Here is a 14,352-nt window from a genome sequence, read left to right as displayed (position 1 = left end):
TCCGCATCATCTCCTATATATTGCAAACCATACCATACTACCACATAAAGCAACCTACATTTACAATCAGGTAGAAGATCACAAAACAGATTAAATGTAGATAGTATCATATGGAAAATTACAGTGTAGTCCTGTTCATTCTGGCACTCATGATTGGGCTTTCTGCCATAGCAGATAAAATAAAACTCCCCTATCCTATTTTATTAATTGTAGCAGGAATTGCTATTGGCTTCATTCCCACCCTACCCGAAATAGAGTTGGACCCTGAGATTATTTTCCTGTTGTTTCTGCCTCCATTGCTATATGATGCTGCCTTTAACATCCATTTTTCGGAGTTTAAGACACATCTGAATACCATCAGCACTTTAGCTATCTCACTGGTATTTCTGACAGCGTCAGGTATTGCGGTTGTTGCCTATTACCTCATTCCGGACATGACCTGGTCACTGGCTTTTGTATTGGGTGCTATTCTGTCCGCAACAGATGCCGTAGCTGCTATCAGTATTACCAAAGGCTTGGGGCTGTCATCCAAGACCAACACCATTCTGGAAGGGGAAAGCCTGGTCAATGATGCCTCTGCGCTTGTTGCCTATCGTTTTGCTGTAGCCTCTGTAACCGGAGCTACCTTTGTTTTCTGGAAAGCTTCACTGGAATTTTTTATCTTAATGGCAGGTGGATTACTGGTAGGTTTTGTCATGGGAAAACTATTAGCGTTTATTTTAAAACGGGTACATGAAAATATGCTGGTAACAATCAGCTTTATGTTGCTTATGCCCTTTGTGACCTACCTTATTGCAGAAGAAGTACATGTCTCAGGAGTGATTGCAGTGGTAATTCTGGGGTTGGGTATATCCCGGTTTAGTAACAAGGTATTTCCTCAAGACCTAAAACAACAGTCCAAGAATATCTGGGATATCATTATCTTTTTGCTCAATGGACTTATCTTTATACTTATTGGCTTACAGTTTCCATATGTAATTAAAAGTATAGAAAAGAGCCAGATATGGATTTATATAGGCTATTCGTTTGTGATTACTATTATCACACTACTCTTACGAATGGCGAGAGTGTTTATGCAGCAACGACACCTGAGTAAAGCTTTTCTCTACAAAAAACGAAGAATTACTGAACAAGCATTGCTTGATTTCAGTACCAGTCTTATCATTAGCTGGTCAGGAATGCGAGGAATCGTTTCATTGGCAATTGCCATTGGATTGCCTTTAACGCTTCAGGACGGGAGTCCGTTTCCATTACGCAATCCTATTATCTTTATTTCTGTGGGAGTGGTGTTGTTTACACTTATCGGACAGGGACTTACTTTGCCTTGGCTTGTGAAGTGGGTATTACGAAAAGACTCTACCAAAGCAGAAAAAACTATCAGTTAAGATTCTAACCAGAATGTTCCATAAACAATTCTACCCTTTTACTATCACTATCCATTTTACTAGTTAGCAAAAGAGTAGAATCATATGTCCTTTCAGAAAATGTAAACTAACTTAATCCCTATTATTTCACAACAATCAGTCTCCACTCCTTGTTCGTATTATTCCAGTTGACGCCTATCATGTTGTCTGCCCCATGTCTGGTTATCTCCAGATCAACAAAGCTGTCACCTATACGTAACTTTTTAATTTCGATAGATTGCAGGTATTCTGGTAAAATAGGTTTATGAAAGGATACTTCTTTGCGAAGAGGAGAAATCTTAATCTGTAGAATAGATTTTAAAAACATATACACGGCACCTACAGACCAGGCTTGAGGTGAACAAGCAACCGGATAAGCTGTAGGTCCTTCTCCAGTTCTGCGATCCATACCGCAGAACAACTCAGGAAGACGTTGCAGATTGATATACAGAGAGGCATCAAAGAGTCCCGACATGAGCTGCAGAGCTTCCGCTTCAAAACCATATTTTGCCATACCATTGGCAATCAGAGCCACATCATGAGGCCATATAGAACCGTTGTGGTAGGACATTGGATTGTAACGAAATTCCTGTGTAGACAGAGTACGTATTCCCCATCCGCTGAACATATCCGGAGCCATCAGGGTTTCTACCAGTTTTTTTGCTTTGGAACGATCGGCAATGCCCGTAAACAACACTTGTCCCGCATTGGAAGTTTTCACCTTACAAGGCCTTTTCTGTCCATCCAGTGCCAGTACATAACAATTGAGGTCTTTATCCCAAAACACTTCATTAAATTTCTCTTTCAGCGCTTTCGCCTCGTTTTTCCAGGTTTCAGCCTGCTTAGGTTGATCCAGTATCCTGGCCAGATTGGAAGCATGTAATTTCGCTCCATATACATAGGCTTGTACTTCACACAAGGCAATGGGCGGATCTGCCAATTGCCCATTGCTATGAAAAACAGAATCAAAACTATCTTTCCATCCCTGATTTGTCAACCCATTTTTTGCCTTGTGTTGGTACTCCACAAATCCATCATCATCAATATCTCCATACTGATTGATCCAGTTAATGGCATTTACAATATTGGACCATATTTTTTGTATGGTTTCCAGATCACCTGTTCTGTCATAGTATTCTCCAGCCAGGATAACAAAAAGAGGTGTTGCATCTATGGTACCATAATATTGTTTAAAAGGAACTTCATTCAATGCTACCATCTCTCCGTCACGAGTTTCATGCAATATTTTTCCAGGCTCTGCATCTGTACTTTCATTCAATGTATTTGCCTGATTGGCAGCCAAAAAGAAGAGTACATCCCTGGCCAGGTCCGGAGCAGCCCATAATACTTCCAATGCAGTTATAATTCCATCCCGTCCAAAAGCTGTATTATACCAGGGAACCCCTGCATAAGGATATTTGCCATAAGGAGTCTGTGACATCAGTGAAACCAGGTCTGCTTTAGAACGACTGATCCAGTGAGTAAACTGCCCATTAGATGTCTTGATAACCGGAAAGTATGCTTTGGTCTTTATTAGATCTGGCTCTACCTGTTTGAGTGCTTCATTAAAATCTTTCTTCTCTGTATGTTCGTTTCCAGCCTCAAATGTTATGGAGTAATGCAGGCTAACTTTCTTTTTAGGATGCAACAAAAACTGAAAAGTCACCTCTCCTTTTTCAAAACCTGAAATTTTATCATAGGCATCACTAAAAGCAATGTCTACCCGTCTCAATATATCATCCAATCCCTGATAGGACATACGCAAACTGCGGTTGTCAGGATATTCATAGCCATATAATAAACCGCGTTCCTGACGTCTTAGTCCTCTTACCTCAAAGATATCTTTAAAGTCACTCCCTAGCTCTATTGACAAATCTATTCGGCAAGCCTGTGCATTGTAATTTTCTATTTCTATCTTCTCATAAAATACCCCGTACCGGATCAACTGGCTTCTGCCAATATGAATAGTTCCATGGTGCATGGTATCTCCATCTATCGATACCATCTCCGGATTGGTCAGATCGACAGAAAGAATTTCGTTTTCTTCTTTTACATTAGAGCTAAGAACAATGGGTTTCAGATTATTTATTTTTAAACCCAGACGGTTTATATACCGGGTATCCCGATGATAAATACCCTGAACAGCGTCGCCCTGACCAACAATATCACCTGACCGATTAAAGATGCCAAATGTTTCACAATGATTGAGTACCTGCGTACGGTCATCCAGATTGACACTCTCTGCCGTAATATAATATTTGTCTTCGTCAGATGATTGAGTCTGATTTTTGTCTGTAATCATAGGTAACTACATCTAGTTAGTGAATATTAACTGGCTTGTTTTGTTTTATAAGCATTTAGTATCTTTTCCATTTCAGTAGACATATAGATACGTCTTCTCTTTGTAGGTATCATCCTTTCAAATAAGTGAAGATAACTTTCTGCCATTATTCCTGCACTAAACCGATTCTCGAATGTTTTACGTACCAACTTACGATCCAGCAGGTCTATTTTATTTAATGCCTTTACAGCCTGTCCAATTGTGTTTACAACAAAACCGCTCTCTCCATGATCAATAATTTCGGGAACTGATCCATTGTTGAATGCAATTACAGGAGTACCACAAGCCATGGCTTCAATCATAACCATCCCAAAAGGTTCAGGCCAGTCTATAGGGAACAATAAGGCTTTAGCGTTTCCCAGAAATTCACCCTTTTGTGCTTCACCAATTTCTCCAATAAACTCAACATGAGGCTGGTCCATCAGCTTTCGGATATGTTTTTGATAGTAAGGCTGGTCAGCTTTATCAATTTTAGCAGCCATCTTTATTTTTATGCCAGCTTTTCTGGCAATTTCAATAGCACGATCGGGTCTCTTTTCTGGCGAGATCCTTCCAATAAAAGCCACATAATCCCCTTTACCTTCTCCTTTGTCATATAGATCTAAAGGTAATCCATGGTAAACTGTCCCAGCCCAGCAAACATCCTTCAGTGGTTTTCGCTGTGAATCTGAGATAGATACCAGTGGCCGATCCTTAAATTTATTATATACATATTGCAGATCAGGTAGATCCAATCTGCCATGTAGTGTGGTAATGCATGGCTTACCTAATGTAGCCGAAAAAGGAAAATGCAGATAGTCGTTGTGAAAATGCAGGATATCAAACTCCTCCGCTCTTTCCATAACGTCCTGCATCTGTATGATATGGTGCGCAATGGGATCTTGTATTCCAGGGTTTAACCGCAATGCTTCATCAATATGACTTACTAGCCTGGCAGATGTGTTTGAATCGCCTGTTGCAAATAGAGTAACCTCATGTCCCTGTTTGATTAATTCTTCTGTTAAATATGAAACAACTCGTTCTGTTCCTCCATATAGTTTAGGGGGCACCGACTCATATAAAGGAGCTATTTGTGCAATTTTCATAGTGTGAAAATAGGTTTAAGTAAAGAGTATTATTTAGCTACCCACCTAACCAGTTACTCTTCAGGTAAAGCCTGTACAGGTATATATCAAACCGAGGCAAAACTAGATATTAACTATAGAAAGGACTGGTTTTTAGCTAGCTATCCATACTAGTATCTACGCACTAAATGATTCCTTTATTTGTCCTTACTTTTTTTTACTGGCAAGTTGATTCCGGATAGCTTCTATACAATTTTTGCTTGCCTATCCTGACATCAGCTTATGCCTGAGAACTCTGGTTATTGGGATTATAGGATATTCTTTTTTGTACCTTACCATTTTTACCCTGAATAGTAAGTGATGCATTATTTTTACGGGCTTCTTCTTTGCCTATCTGTATAGCTTCCTGCTTAGTAGTTACGACCTGTTCCACTTTATCTTCTCCTTCTTTTTTAACAGCCCATTTATTGTTTTCATAGGGAATTACATATCGATCTTCTCCATGTTTCTTGACATCGGTAATTTTGGAATCCTTTGCTTTACTTTTGATATCAATGTCGTGATTTACAGCCCAATCTTTTGCGCGACTAATAGCTGTTGCAATAGCAATTCCTTCTTCCATATGTCTGTCTTCCAGCAAGGCATTCGCAATTTCCACTGCTTTGTTCCTTACTTTGACTGGTAGGTTCTTCATCGAAACCGGATAATTAGTTTTTGACCATGGCATAGCTTTCTCTCATTAAGGATTATCGTTTCAACCATTTTATTGTTACACAAACCACAAGTGTGGAGAAGTTTTTTTTCCCACTTCTATTCTCTGTGTATCAAACTTTTACAAAGACTTTTAAAATTACATGCCATTGAGGCTATACATGTCTTTTTCATGTATAGAATACACTTGTGTATACACATGCCAAAAACAGGGTTGTTAGTTTTTTTGATCAACTAACCACCCAACAGAGTAAACCCTTACTCTCTTTGGGAAATTAATTACCCAATAACAAACTAAAATCATCTATTGATCAGACTCAAAAACACTATTTTCTACTCATATACAGTCAGTTATCGACTAGTGTGGAAGGTTGTTAGTTCGTAGAAACAGAAGTGAAAAAGCAAGGAAAATCTATGCTGACAGCAGATCTAAAGTCATGTTTATTTTTCAGAGACAATGGAAGGTCTATACTTCTCAAAATCAGTATTTATTGTAATGAAAAAGCTATTCTTCTATCCACTACTTGCAGGCACATTATCTTAAAGACACTTCTCTGATTTACTCCATGCTATGGAATACTTTTTTCTTCTACTTCCAAATTTTTTCTCATGTATACTTTAGGTATTAATGCAACTTTTCATGATTCGGCAGCCTGTCTAATCAAGGATGGCCAATTATTGGCTGCCGCAGAAGAAGAACGCTTCACACATATCAAACATGGAAAAAGACCAATTCCTTTTTCTACCTATGAACTACCCTTTCATGCTATTGACTATTGTCTCAAGGTAGCGGATATTCATTTGAATGATGTGGATCATTTTGCCTATTCATTTGATCCTTATGAGCTGTTGCCGGAACAATATAGGAATGCGTCTGTTATTCCGATCCCCCTCCATACTCATTTGGACAAGCCTTCCAATGAGTGGGAATCCGAATGGGACCCTTTGTTTTTATCTCTAATCATTAATGCACCAGAACAATTACGAGACGGATATCCCCATCATTTACAAAAACGTTTCCAGGGTGCCCTGATAGACAGAAGCAAATGGCATTATGTAGAGCATCATATTGCCCATGCAGCCAGCGCATTTCATGTATCTCCCTATCAGAGTGCAGCAGTCATGACGTTGGATGGACGTGGAGAAAAAGCTACTACAACCTATAATCACGGTATAGGAAACGAGTTGACTCGCATAGGCCAGGTAAATATGCCCCACTCACTGGGTTTACTCTACGAACGTCTGACAACTTATCTGGGATTTCTGCACTCTTCTGATGAATACAAAGTGATGGCACTGGCTTCCTATGGAAAACCTGTCTTTGTGAAAGACTTTGAAGAGATCATTCAACTGGAAGGAAATGGACAGTATCAGATTGTCAATGAGAACTTTACAGAACGTTTTGGTCCTGCCCGCTTACGACACGAACCTTTCACCGAACATCATTTTAATCTGGCACATTCCTTACAGAAGGTATTGGAAAACACAGTCGTAAATCTGGCAGACTGGCTATATGAAAAAACTCAGGAAGAGAATCTTTGTATGGCAGGTGGTGTAGCACTAAACTGTGTGATGAATGCCCGAATTCGGGATAATAGTAAATTTAAGCGAATATGGGTTCAGCCGGCTTCCGGAGATGCAGGAACTGCGTTAGGAGCAGCCATATGGGTAGATAGCCAGCAACGTAAGGCAACAGAACGTACATTTGTCATGGATCACGCCTATTGGGGTCCTGATTTCTCAGATGATGAAATAGAGAAATTTCTACAGTGGACAAAAACTCCCTATCGGAAGTTGCATAATGTGGCCGAAGAAGTAGCCGACATGCTGGCAGAGGATAAGATCATTGGATGGTATCAGGGTAGAATGGAGTTTGGTCCCAGAGCATTGGGAAGTCGCTCTATCCTCGCCTCACCTATTAATGCATCCATGCAAACCCGGCTCAACGAAGTAAAAGATCGGGAGGATTTTCGTCCTGTAGCGCCTGTAGTATTGGAAGAAGATGCTCCTGACTGGTTTGTAAATGCTTATTACTCACCTTATATGCTTTTCATTTATGATGTACAACCTGATAAAGCAGACAAAATTCCGGCAGTTCGGCATGTAGATGGGACCGCACGCATTCAGACTATCAATCAGCATCAGCATCCTTTGTATTATGAACTGCTGCAAGCCTTTAAAAAACGCACAGGCGTTCCAGTATTAGTGAATACATCTTTCAATACACTAGGCAAGCCCATTGTGTGTACCCCACGCGATGCAGTTGAATGTTTTTGGGGCTCTCCTTTTGATGCATTGGTGATGGGATCGTTCTTACTTGAGAAGAATCCTCAATCCATCTATGATCAGACAGAAGAATTATCCAGTGTGTCAATAGGTGTTTAAGAGGTTGTTGGGAAATATTTTATAAAGATTGCAAAGACAGCAATTTGGGTACAAGATTTTTTCTGCTTTTAAAGACCAGCTATTTTAGCTTCTGCTATAACTGAAATAGCTGGTATAATCTGCAAAACCAGTTTACACTATGAAGATCTCCGTTGTTATCCCTACTTACCAACGTCCCAATTTACTTAACACCTGCCTGGAAGCATTATTACGGCAGACTTTTTCCAGCGAATCTTATGAAATCATTGTTGTCAGTGATGGACCTGATGAATCTACAGCACAAGTTGTTCAAACCTGGCAGAAAAATTCGGCAGTAACTATTCATTTTTTATCCTTAACCTATAAAAGAGGGCCTGCAGCTGCACGCAATCTAGGTTGGCGAAAATCGCATGGAGAGTTGATTGCATTTACTGACGATGATTGCATTCCGGATACCAATTGGCTAACTACTATATGGAACGCCTATCAGGGAGAGGAAATAATAGCCTATTCAGGCCGGGTGATTGTTCCTGTATCACAAGATCCTACAGATTATGAACTCAATACAGCAGGATTAGAAACAGCAGAATTTGTGACTGCCAATTGCATTTGTAGTAGAATGGCGTTGGTAAAAGTAGGTGGTTTTGACTCTCAGTTTTCTACTGCATGGAGAGAAGACAGCGATCTGGAATTTAAGCTACTCGAAAACCATATTCCAATAAAGCAATTACCTCAGGCTATTATTGTCCATCCGGTTCGTAAAGCACCCTGGGGAGTAAGCTTAAAAGAACAAAGGAAGAGCATGTTTAATGCATTGTTATACAAAAAGTTTCCTCGCTTGTATAGACAAAAGATACAACCAAGTCCTGTCTGGCACTACTACCTGATCATTTTCTGCTTTCTGGGATTCTTTTGTGGAATGTTGACACATACTACAGAACTAGCGTTATTGTTTCTGGTTGGATGGGTAGGCTGTACAGGATGGTTTGCCTGGAAAAGGCTGTCCCACACTTCCAAATCTTTTCGGCATGTAAGCGAAATGATTGTAACATCTGCACTGATACCTTTTCTTTCTATTTACTGGACTTTGTATGGAGCCTGGCGTTATCGGGTCCTGTTTTTTTAGTTTTGATATATAAGCCTCAACTCTACAGTTATATTACTACATGTTATCAGTACTTGATTAACCTATGAAAGTTCCACAACAAGAAGTTCAGAAAATAATCATTTTCCGGGCCTTACAACTAGGTGATCTCCTTTGTTTCATACCAGCTATCCGGGCTTTACGACAGGCTTATCCTCAGGCTTCTGTTACATTGGCAGGACTTCCCTGGGCTAAAGCATTTGTAGAACGGTTTTCAGATTATTTTGATAACTTCATCCCCTTCCCCGGATATCCCGGTCTTCCGGAGCAAGCTGTTCAACCAGCAGCATTTACCTCTTTCCTGGCAGAGGTTCAAGCCGAGAAATTTGACCTGGCATTACAAATGCAGGGAAATGGCACGCTTGTTAATCCAATGATCGAACTATTTGGAGCTCGTTATACAGCCGGATTTTGCGTCAGCCATGACTATTGCCCTAATAAAGATCTATTTCTGGAATATCCTAATTATGGACACGAGATAGAACGCCATATACGGCTTATGAACCATCTTGGCATAGAAGAACAGGGCTTACAGCTAGAGTTTCCGTTGTCAGGTAAAGATTATGAAGAATTTGCAGAACTGAATCTCCCTGTCGATCCAATGCATTATATATGTATTCATCCCGGATCACGGGGTGCATGGCGCCAATGGCCACCCAAATACTTTGCGGAATTAGCAGATTATTGCAAGAAACAAGGGTTTGAGGTAGTCATAACAGGAACCAAAGATGAATTACCTATAGTAGAAGAAGTTATGAGCCATATGCAAACCCAGGCTATTAATGTAGCAGGTAAAACCAGTTTGGGTAGTATCGGCGTATTGATCAAAAATGCCTTTGCTTTGATTTCCAATTGTACAGGAGTTTCACATATAGCCTCCGCCTTCCAGACAAAAAGTGTGGTAATCAGTATGGATGGAGAGCCTGAACGCTGGGGTCCACTGGACAAAAATATCCATCACACGATTGACTGGACAAAAACCTTTGACTTCGGGATTGCACGTGTTGCTACCATCAGTTTGTTCGAAGAAGTAACATTTGAATAATAATCACGTAGTTGCCGTTACAAGATTGTGTATTGTTAAAGCTTTGACCCAAGATAGACGTATTTAAAACCCATTCTGGTAGGATCTTTCATAAAACAAAGAACCTACCAGAATAGGCTCTGAAAGAGCAGGACTTGCAAAAGAGGGTTCCAAAGTTGGAACCGCTATAAGCGATCTGATATGCTTTATCACCTCTTCAGGCTCTGGCATTGGTACCACATTATCATATATCAGCTGGTGTACATATTGAAGCACCTCATTCTTACTTCGTAAATCTTCAGGAACCTCAAAAGGCAATACCCTGTGAGGAACTTTCCAGGGTGTATGTTGTGGATTGGTCTGAGCATATAAAACTACCACAGGTGTGCCTACTGCTGCTGCAATATGTATAGTTCCAGTATTAACAGATACCACAACAGGTGCCATTTTGATAAGAGAAATAAACTCTTTTAGCGATAGCAAACCCGCCAGAGAAAAAGCATTTGAGCCTATTCCTTTTGCCAATTGATCAGTCAGTTCTTTTTCAGCCAGTGTACCTGTCAACAAAATCTGATACTCCAATTCTTTTTGTATTCGTCTTCCTGTATCGATCCAGCGTTGCTGTGGGTATTGGCGTTTCAGTTCACTCACTCCGGCATGCAAAATCAACCAGGGTTTAGTAAGATCAACTCCAGTATCAGTCAATTTCTCTATAGCACTTAAACGATTGTCATCAGAAACAACAAGTGACAATTGATCATTAACAGTTGTGAGGCCAACAGATGCCACGAGTTCTAGATCCCGCTTTACCTGATGACGGATGAAGGAATAAGGTTCTTTTTCTGGTATCCAATCGCTTAACAGATGATAAGGATTCTCGCGACAATAGGCTAACCGTAAAGGGATACCCGCTAAATAAGCCAGCATGGCTGCAGGCAAGGGATTCTGGCTAAATACAGTAAAGAGTATAGCCCCATCAAATTTTCTTTTCTTTAATTCAGCAATCACTTCAAAAAATTGATTGGAGTCCGGAACGCGTTCATTCTTAACCCAAGGCAGATCATACATAAGTACTTCATCTATTTCTGGAAGTAAACCAGCCACTCCGGCAGCCATAGAAGAAGTAAGTATTGTAATTTTACAATTCAATGTCTCTTTCACAGCCCGGATAGCAGGAGCAGACATTATAAGATCGCCCAGATTATCAGGTCGAATAATCAACACATTCCGGCACTCCAACCAATTATTTTTCATTTTATCAATTGCTATATAAAGGACAAGGTTTGCTAAAACAGTTACATACGAGATTAAGTTTGGCGCGTTAAAATATACGAAACCGCTTCTCTGAAGTCCTTTGCAGTAAATTCAGGTGTACGTTCTGGTGTGAGCACCCATTCCGTTTCATTTCCGTTATCAATCAGGATAGTATGACAGCCAGCAGCCTTTCCAGCCTCTACATCATGTAGAATATCCCCAATCATCCAGGATTCTGATAGGTCTATATTAAAATCCTTTGCAGCCTCAAGCAACATACCAGGCCTGGGCTTACGGCATTCACATAGAATAGCATAAGGGCTTACTGCTCCGGCAGGATGATGAGGACAAAAATAAAATCCATGTACTGTCACGTCTTCCGGACTTAGCAGATGGTTAATCTTTGTCTTCACATCCTCTAATGATTCGATAGTAAAATGTCCATGAGCCACTCCTGCCTGATTGGATATGACAATTAGTAAAAACCCTTTAGCTGCCAGTTCCCGCAATCCTTCCCGAACACCATCCAGCAAGGAAATTTTAGAGGGATCTACATTATAAGGGATATCCTGAATCAATGTTCCATCCTTATCCAGAAAAATGGCTCTGTGCTGCATTTTATTTTATTCACCTATTATTAAATCTGCATCCAGTAACTGTTCGGCTCGTTCTGTCAGTACCGTCTGCGGCCTTCCGGCAGCTTCATATGTTGTATAGATGACTTTGTTATATAAATCAGATACTTCTTCTGCCACCTTCTCCCAGGTAAATAAAGTATTAACCCGTTCAATAGCATTTTTCTTCATTTGTTGTAAAAGTTCCGGATCGCAAATCAACTGGCTCATCTTTTCTGCCAATGCATCCGGATCATTTGGAGGAACCAGAAAACCTGTTTCTCCATCTGCTACACTATACTTGATTCCACCCACCTGTGATCCGATCACAGGTGTACCACATGCCATTGCTTCCAGAGGAGTAATGCCAAAAGGTTCATACCAGGGTGTAGAAATGAATACATCTGCTGCCGAATAATAATGTTTTAACATATCTCGGTTTTTACGCCCGGTGAAGGTAACCTGTAACGAAACACCTTCTTCCTTTGCAATTTGTTGCAATCGACTGATTTCAGGGCATAACTCCATATTTGGAGAATCATAATCTCCTCCTACAATTAGTAATCTGACAGACTGATGACATTGGTTTACCTTGCTTAAAGCTCTAATCACATTATCCACACCTTTGCGAGGTACCATACGCCCTAATTGCAGAAATATGATTTCGTTCTCTTTTAATTGCAGAATCTGCCTGGCTTTTCGTTGTTCGACAGGGTAAAAATCCTGGATGCTGAATCCACAGGGAATAACAGTTATGAGTTCCGGATATGCCGAATAGTAATTTAGGAGATCATTTCTATCCTGAGGGCATTCGGCTATAATGTGATCAGCCTCATGTACAATCTGTTCCTCAATACAAATTCTTTCCTCTGGAAAATGATCCTGACTGCCCTGATAGAGCTTTCGAATGTATCCCAATGCATGAAAAGTAACAACAAATGGTATTTGCAAAAGTTTTTTTAACTGAGAAGCTACCAGTGAAGAAGTCCAGAAGTTAGCATGTATCAATTGATAGTTCATTTCATGTTCCAGAACAAACGCATACATATTCTTAGAGAACTCTGGCATATATTGAAGTAATTCCTCTTTCGGAACCACATCTACAGGTCCAGCCTTTATATGAATCACCCGAACACCAGGCATCCAATAAATAACTTCGGGAAATTCGGGGTCTTCCCAACGAGTAAAAACATCAATCTCATATCCTATGCGGGCCAGATGTTTGCTCAGTTCAGCAACGTATACATTTTGTCCACCACTGTCTATTCCTCCCAATGTCGCCAATGGAGAAGCGTGCTCGCTAATAAATGCTACTTTCTTTTTCATAAAAAACAGGTTGTAAGCTGAGTATAAAAAAATGAGTTGTAAAAATGAGACTGAAAACCGGATCTGAGTAAACGTTTAGATCTCAATCATTTGAGAAGAATAATGTTGTTGAATTACTTTGTGAAATAATCGGGTCCAATCTTCCGTAAAGCGTCGGATGTTAAACCGCTCTTGTGCAGTTTGCTGCCCATTCAATCCAATCTGACGGGCATGTTCCGAATCTTGCAATAAACGCTGCATATATTCAATAAGAACAGTAATATCTGTGTGTATATAGCCATTTATGCCATTTTTAATGACCACTACCATTTCAGTAGTAGCTAATCCTACTACAGGTATCCCTAATGACATAGCTTCACACACAGCAAGTCCCAGACTCGTATAACGAATAGGATTGAAAAAGAAACGATACTGACTAATAAATTCCGGAAGTTGCGGATGCAGGACCTCTCCCAGTCCGACACTCTCTGTACCCATGCCCACCAAATCAAGTGGGATATGTTTACTTACTTCCTGAAAAATATCCCATCCACATATACGTCCCCGGGAAGGAAGATTATTGATTACCACAATGCCTTTATTCAGATGGCCTGAATATACAGCGGGTGCAACTGCTACTCCGTGCTCTATCACCTCTGTTCTTGTTACATTGTCCCACATCAGACGATTGAAGTGAGTAACATGAACTACCAGTACATCCCGATCATCTACTATATGGCGCGTATTGGTAGGATGCTGCCGGGGTGGATCATGTTCTAGATAGATACGAGGAAGCTTTTGTTGTTCAGGTGACAAAATCTCGTACTGATCTACCAGATAATTCTGGTTAGTCTGAAAAAGTATACAATCAAACGATAATGTTCGAACTTCTTCAGCAGACACTTCATGTACATTGTCACCAAAAGGAAATGTCTCCCCTCTCCCAACATACCCTTCTGATTTTGCGTTGTTTACAGGAATGTAAATATCAAAATCGCCCTGAGCTAAATAATATAAATAACTACCGTGAATGTGCCAGGTAAAAATTGCAGGCCTTTTGAGAGTACTATTCATGCGTGTTAGTATAAGATACAGTCATCTCACAAATGAAAACATGATGCCACTTGT

At 40.2% G+C, this 14,352-nt stretch carries 11 protein-coding genes; 4 read left to right on the top strand and 7 right to left on the bottom strand.

Annotated features, from left to right (window positions below; genetic code table 11):
* Nucleotides 1-110: 110 nt before the first annotated feature.
* Nucleotides 111-1,385 (top strand): Na+/H+ antiporter, encoded by a 1,275-nt coding sequence (locus tag QNI15_RS23905; protein WP_314034013.1) that lies wholly within the window; start codon nt 111-113, stop codon nt 1,383-1,385.
* A 121-nt stretch (nt 1,386-1,506) separates the two neighbouring features.
* On the opposite strand, the gene QNI15_RS23900 is transcribed toward QNI15_RS23905, so the two are convergent.
* The 3 genes from QNI15_RS23900 to QNI15_RS23890 all read right to left on the bottom strand — a co-directional run bounded on the left by QNI15_RS23900 (nt 1,507) and on the right by QNI15_RS23890 (nt 5,535).
* Nucleotides 1,507-3,705, bottom strand: a complete 2,199-nt coding sequence (locus QNI15_RS23900; RefSeq protein ID WP_314034011.1) for an amylo-alpha-1,6-glucosidase — start codon at nt 3,703-3,705, stop codon at nt 1,507-1,509.
* A 26-nt stretch (nt 3,706-3,731) separates the two neighbouring features.
* The gene (locus QNI15_RS23895; protein ID WP_314000499.1) at nt 3,732-4,829 is read right to left on the bottom strand and encodes a glycosyltransferase family 4 protein; all 1,098 of its coding nucleotides are present in this window, start codon (nt 4,827-4,829) and stop codon (nt 3,732-3,734) included.
* 259 nt (nt 4,830-5,088) lie between these two features.
* Nucleotides 5,089-5,535 (bottom strand): DUF2188 domain-containing protein, encoded by a 447-nt coding sequence (locus QNI15_RS23890; protein WP_314000501.1) that lies wholly within the window; start codon nt 5,533-5,535, stop codon nt 5,089-5,091.
* A 593-nt stretch (nt 5,536-6,128) separates the two neighbouring features.
* On the opposite strand from QNI15_RS23890, the gene QNI15_RS23885 reads away from it, so the two are divergent.
* The 3 genes from QNI15_RS23885 (at nt 6,129) to QNI15_RS23875 (ending at nt 10,072) form a co-directional block, all read left to right on the top strand.
* Complete coding sequence (locus QNI15_RS23885; RefSeq protein ID WP_314000503.1) at nt 6,129-7,904, top strand: carbamoyltransferase family protein; 1,776 nt, start codon at nt 6,129-6,131, stop codon at nt 7,902-7,904.
* A 139-nt stretch (nt 7,905-8,043) separates the two neighbouring features.
* Nucleotides 8,044-9,009, top strand: coding sequence for a glycosyltransferase (locus QNI15_RS23880; RefSeq protein ID WP_314034010.1), 966 nt, complete (start codon nt 8,044-8,046; stop codon nt 9,007-9,009).
* 64 nt (nt 9,010-9,073) lie between these two features.
* Entirely contained in the window at nt 9,074-10,072 is a 999-nt protein-coding gene (locus QNI15_RS23875) for a glycosyltransferase family 9 protein (RefSeq protein ID WP_314034007.1), read from the top strand.
* A 63-nt stretch (nt 10,073-10,135) separates the two neighbouring features.
* Here QNI15_RS23875 and QNI15_RS23870 read toward each other — a convergent pair whose 3' ends face one another.
* From QNI15_RS23870 to QNI15_RS23855, 4 genes are all read right to left on the bottom strand, one after another.
* On the bottom strand, nt 10,136-11,305 hold the full coding sequence (locus tag QNI15_RS23870; protein WP_314034005.1) for a glycosyltransferase family 9 protein: 1,170 nt from the start codon (nt 11,303-11,305) through the stop codon (nt 10,136-10,138).
* A gap of 53 nt (nt 11,306-11,358) precedes the next feature.
* Nucleotides 11,359-11,922, bottom strand: a complete 564-nt coding sequence (locus QNI15_RS23865; protein WP_314034003.1) for a D-glycero-alpha-D-manno-heptose-1,7-bisphosphate 7-phosphatase — start codon at nt 11,920-11,922, stop codon at nt 11,359-11,361.
* A 6-nt stretch (nt 11,923-11,928) separates the two neighbouring features.
* Entirely contained in the window at nt 11,929-13,245 is a 1,317-nt protein-coding gene (locus QNI15_RS23860) for a glycosyltransferase family 4 protein (RefSeq protein ID WP_314034001.1), read from the bottom strand.
* Between the two features lie 75 nt (nt 13,246-13,320).
* Nucleotides 13,321-14,298 (bottom strand): glycosyltransferase, encoded by a 978-nt coding sequence (locus tag QNI15_RS23855; protein ID WP_314033999.1) that lies wholly within the window; start codon nt 14,296-14,298, stop codon nt 13,321-13,323.
* Nucleotides 14,299-14,352: the final 54 nt, after the last annotated feature.

Source organism: Xanthocytophaga flava (assembly GCF_030068545.1).
In the GTDB taxonomy this organism is placed as follows: Bacteria; Bacteroidota; Bacteroidia; order Cytophagales; family 172606-1; genus Xanthocytophaga; species Xanthocytophaga flava.
Note: the sequence above shows the minus strand (reverse complement) of the source record. Positions and strands in the feature narration are given on the sequence as shown.

Coding starts and splice junctions, on each gene's coding strand:
- QNI15_RS23905 (WP_314034013.1), top strand. CDS start 111: ATGGAAAATTACAGTGTAGTCCTGTTCATTCTGGCACTCATGATTGGG.
- QNI15_RS23900 (WP_314034011.1), bottom strand. CDS start 3,705: ATGATTACAGACAAAAATCAGACTCAATCATCTGACGAAGACAAATAT.
- QNI15_RS23895 (WP_314000499.1), bottom strand. CDS start 4,829: ATGAAAATTGCACAAATAGCTCCTTTATATGAGTCGGTGCCCCCTAAA.
- QNI15_RS23890 (WP_314000501.1), bottom strand. CDS start 5,535: ATGCCATGGTCAAAAACTAATTATCCGGTTTCGATGAAGAACCTACCA.
- QNI15_RS23885 (WP_314000503.1), top strand. CDS start 6,129: ATGTATACTTTAGGTATTAATGCAACTTTTCATGATTCGGCAGCCTGT.
- QNI15_RS23880 (WP_314034010.1), top strand. CDS start 8,044: ATGAAGATCTCCGTTGTTATCCCTACTTACCAACGTCCCAATTTACTT.
- QNI15_RS23875 (WP_314034007.1), top strand. CDS start 9,074: ATGAAAGTTCCACAACAAGAAGTTCAGAAAATAATCATTTTCCGGGCC.
- QNI15_RS23870 (WP_314034005.1), bottom strand. CDS start 11,305: ATGAAAAATAATTGGTTGGAGTGCCGGAATGTGTTGATTATTCGACCT.
- QNI15_RS23865 (WP_314034003.1), bottom strand. CDS start 11,922: ATGCAGCACAGAGCCATTTTTCTGGATAAGGATGGAACATTGATTCAG.
- QNI15_RS23860 (WP_314034001.1), bottom strand. CDS start 13,245: ATGAAAAAGAAAGTAGCATTTATTAGCGAGCACGCTTCTCCATTGGCG.
- QNI15_RS23855 (WP_314033999.1), bottom strand. CDS start 14,298: ATGAATAGTACTCTCAAAAGGCCTGCAATTTTTACCTGGCACATTCAC.